The following is a 3,384-nucleotide window of genomic DNA, read 5'->3' as shown; positions in this document are numbered from 1 at the left end:
AGAGCGTGGAGATCGCCAACCGTGCCGGCGAACGCCTGGGCAGCGTGACCAGCCGGATCGGCGAGATCGACAGCATGAACCAGTCGGTGGCCACCGCCACCGAGGAACAGACCGCAGTGGTCGACTCGCTGAACATGGACATCACCGAGATCAACACCCTCAACCAGGAAGGCGTGGAGAACCTCCAGGCCACCCTGCGCGCCTGCGGCGAGCTGGAAGCCCAGGCCGGGCGCCTGCGGCACCTGGTGGACAGCTTCAAGATCTGAGCCCGTCCGTCCCACAGGCCAGCTAACCGCGAAGCGGTTAGTCGGCGATCATCCAGCCCCCATGAAAAAGGCGCCCGCGGGCGCCTTTTTCATGGCCTGGCGCTCAGCGCCGCTTCTTCCCGCCCATCAACGAGCCGAGCAGGCCACGCACCAGCTCCCGGCTCAACTGGTTGGCCGCCTGGCGCATGGCGCTCTTCACCGTCGAATTGGACAGCAGGCTGCCGAGTATCTGCCCGGCCATGCCGCCGACGCCGGACGCGCTTTCCTGCTGTGCGGGCGCCTGGCCCTGGACCTCGGGCTTGGCGCCCGCCTTGTTCGCCAGCACCTCGTAGGCCGACTCACGATCGATCGGCTGGTCGTAGCGCCCCTTCAACGGCGACCGCTGGACCAGTTCGGCGCGTTCGCTGTCGCTCAGCGGGCCGATCCGCGAATAGGGCGGCGCCACCGCGACGCGCTGGACCATGGCCGGCGTGCCCTTTTCCTCCAGGGTGCCGACCAGCGCCTCGCCGATACCCAGTTCGGTCAGCACCCCCAGGGTGTCGAACGCCGGGTTCGGACGGAAACCATCGGCCACCGCGCGCAGCGATTTCTGCTCCTTGGCGGTGAAGGCGCGCAGGCCATGCTGGATACGCAGGCCGAGCTGGGCCAGGACATCGTCCGGCAGGTCGCCCGGCGACTGGGTGACGAAGTACACCCCGACGCCTTTCGAGCGGATCAGCCGGACCACCTGTTCCAGGCGGTCGCGCAAGGCTTTCGGCGTGCCGTTGAACAGCAGGTGGGCCTCGTCGAAGAACAGTGCCAGCACCGGCTTGTCGGCATCGCCGCGCTCCGGCAGTTGCTCGAACAGCTCGGCCAACAGCCAGAGCAGGAAAGTCGCGTAGACCTTCGGCGCCTCGTGCACCAGGCGGCTGGCGTCGAGCAGGTGGATGCGCCCGCGCCCGTCCGGCTCGGGGCGGAGGATGTCTTCCAGTTGCAGGGCAGGCTCGCCGAAGAAGGCCTCGGCGCCCTGCTGCTCCAGAGTGGCCAGGCGGCGCAGCAGCGCCTGCCCGGAAGCGCCGGTGAACAGCGCCCGGTCCTCGCCGAGGATCTCCGGATTGTCCTTCAGGTGGTTGAGCAGCGCCTTCAGGTCCTTCAGGTCGAGCAGCAGCAGGCCTTCCCGGTCGGCCACCTGGAAGGCGGCGAACAGCGCGGCCTGCTGGCTATCGGTCAACTCCAGGAGGTTGGCCAGCAGCAGCGGGCCCATCTCGCTGATGGTGGTGCGCAACGGGTGGCCGGTCTTCCCGGCGATGTCCCAGAGCGTGGTCGGGTAGGCCTTCGGCTGGTAGTTCAGCCACGGCATGCTGGCAATGCGTTCGGCGACCTTGCCCTGCGGGTTGCCCGGCGCGGCGATGCCGCACAGGTCGCCCTTGATGTCGGCGGCGAATACCGCGACACCGGCATCGCTGAAGGATTCGGCGAGGTGCTGCAAGGTCACCGTCTTGCCAGTACCGGTGGCGCCGGCGATCAATCCATGACGGTTGGCCAGGCGCCAGGCCTGCCCTACCGGCTGGCCATCGGGGCCAGCGCCGATCAACAACTCATTCGCTTGCGACATCCATTCATCCTCGGGACTAAAGCTCCGGCACGCTGTGCCGACAGTAAGGGAAAGCCCTTGTACAACGGGGCTTCCAGCGGAACCCGCGTACCAATATGCGCGGGTTCCCGCGAAGGGCGTCGGGCCAGCGCATCGGCCCGATCTGGCCGTCCAGCTTCAGCGAAGACCTTCGGGCCTTGCTGAGACAGGAAAAATCGCCATCGTATCCGTATCACGCATTCTTCGGAGCCACCCAGGGAACCGTGGCTTCGTGGCACAAGGCCGTGCCTGGGTCGACGGACTACCCACCCGCGCGACCCGCCCGACGCTGCAAGGCGTACGGAAAGCCCCTGCGCCCGCGGAACGGTCGCAGGGGTCTGGTCAAAGACTGGCGCTACATACTCCTGGACGCAATACAACATGATCAAAAGTCTAAAGTTCAGCCACAAGATCCTCCTCGCGGCCTCCCTCGTGGTGTTCGCCGCTTTCGCACTGTTCACCCTCTACAACGATTACCTGCAGCGCAACGCGATCCGCGAGGACCTCGAAAGCTACCTGCGGGAAATGGGTGACGTGACCTCCAGCAACATCCAGAACTGGCTCGGCGGCCGTCTGTTGCTGGTCGAGCAGACCGCCCAGACCCTGGCCCGCGACCACAGCCCGGAAGCCGTCAGCGCCCTGCTCGAACAGCCGGCCCTGACCTCGACCTTCAGCTTCACCTACCTCGGCCAGCAGGACGGCGTCTTCACCATGCGCCCGGACAGCCCGATGCCGGCCGGCTACGATCCGCGCAGCCGACCCTGGTACAAGGACGCCGTAGCGGCCGGTGGCCTGACCCTGACCGAGCCCTACGTCGACGCCGCCACCCAGGAACTGATCATCACCGCGGCGACGCCGGTGAAGGCCGCCGGCAACACCCTCGGCGTGGTGGGCGGCGACCTCAGCCTGAAGACCCTGGTACAGATCATCAATTCGCTGGACTTCAGCGGCATGGGCTACGCCTTCCTGGTCAGCGGCGACGGCAAGATCCTGGTGCACCCGGACAAAGAGCAGGTGATGAAGACCCTGAGCGAGGTCTACCCGCAGAACACGCCGAAGATCGCCACCGGTTTCAGCGAGGCCGAATTGCACGGGCATACCCGCATCCTCGCCTTTACCCCGATCAAGGGCCTGCCTTCGGTGACCTGGTACCTGGCGCTGTCCATCGACAAGGACAAGGCCTACGCCATGCTCAGCAAGTTCCGCGTCTCGGCCATCGCCGCCGCGCTGATCTCCATCGTCGCCATCCTGGTCCTGCTCGGCCTGCTGATCCGCCTGCTGATGCAGCCGCTGCACCTGATGGGCCGTGCCATGCAGGACATCGCCCAGGGCGAGGGCGACCTGACCAAGCGCCTCGCCGTGACCAGCCGCGATGAATTCGGCGTGCTCGGCGATGCCTTCAACCAGTTCGTCGAGCGGATCCATCGCTCGATCCGGGAAGTCGCCGGGACCGCGCACAAACTGCACGACGTCTCGCAACTGGTGGTGAACGCCTCGAACTCTTCG

1 protein-coding gene and 2 pseudogenes are annotated in these 3,384 nt (G+C 66.5%); 2 read left to right on the top strand and 1 reads right to left on the bottom strand.

Features of this window, described 5'->3' with window-relative positions; genetic code table 11:
• Nucleotides 1–266 (top strand): annotated as a pseudogene (locus HMPREF2924_RS15695) (chemotaxis protein); the annotation flags it as partial.
• A 103-nt stretch (nucleotides 267–369) separates the two neighbouring features.
• Here the strand turns inward: HMPREF2924_RS15695 and HMPREF2924_RS15690 are convergent.
• A complete protein-coding gene (locus tag HMPREF2924_RS15690; RefSeq protein WP_003112061.1) occupies nucleotides 370–1,860 on the bottom strand; it encodes a helicase HerA-like domain-containing protein in 1,491 nt (496 codons plus the stop codon).
• 399 nt (nucleotides 1,861–2,259) lie between these two features.
• Between HMPREF2924_RS15690 and pctA the strand changes: the two are divergent.
• A pseudogene (pctA, locus tag HMPREF2924_RS15685) lies at nucleotides 2,260–3,384 on the top strand (methyl-accepting chemotaxis protein PctA); the annotation flags it as partial.

Origin of the sequence: Pseudomonas sp. HMSC063H08 (genome assembly GCF_001813645.1) — a bacterium.
Classification (GTDB): Bacteria; Pseudomonadota; Gammaproteobacteria; order Pseudomonadales; family Pseudomonadaceae; genus Pseudomonas; species Pseudomonas aeruginosa.
Note: the sequence above shows the minus strand (reverse complement) of the source record. Positions and strands in the feature narration are given on the sequence as shown.